The organism is Microbulbifer okhotskensis, assembly GCF_023895975.1.
GTDB lineage: Bacteria > Pseudomonadota > Gammaproteobacteria > Pseudomonadales > Cellvibrionaceae > Microbulbifer > Microbulbifer okhotskensis.
Genome location: NZ_JALBWM010000499.1, coordinates 1 through 238 on the forward strand (window position 1 = coordinate 1; position 238 = coordinate 238).

The 238-nt window shown below is 58.4% G+C and carries 1 protein-coding gene; it reads left to right on the forward strand.

Features of this window, described 5'->3' with window-relative positions; all coding sequences use genetic code 11:
* On the forward strand, positions 1-238 hold a 238-nt coding region (locus MO867_RS23070; protein WP_444875293.1), incomplete at both ends, for an ABC transporter permease subunit.

Sequence of the window (238 nt, forward strand, 5' to 3'; positions counted from 1 at the left end):
GAGACCAGTGTTTTCGGCCTGAACCTGTTCGATCTCGACAACCCGACGCACTTCTACTATCTGTGCCTGCTGTCGCTGTTCAACTGCCTGCTGTTCTTCAAGCTCATTATGCGCTCCAAGTTCGGCCGCATTGTCGATGCGGTGCAGGAAAACCCTGAGCGCACCACGGCCCTGGGCTACAACGTGTTCCAGTTCCGTCTGGCCAGCTACGTCATCGCCTCGGCACTGGGCGCCTACG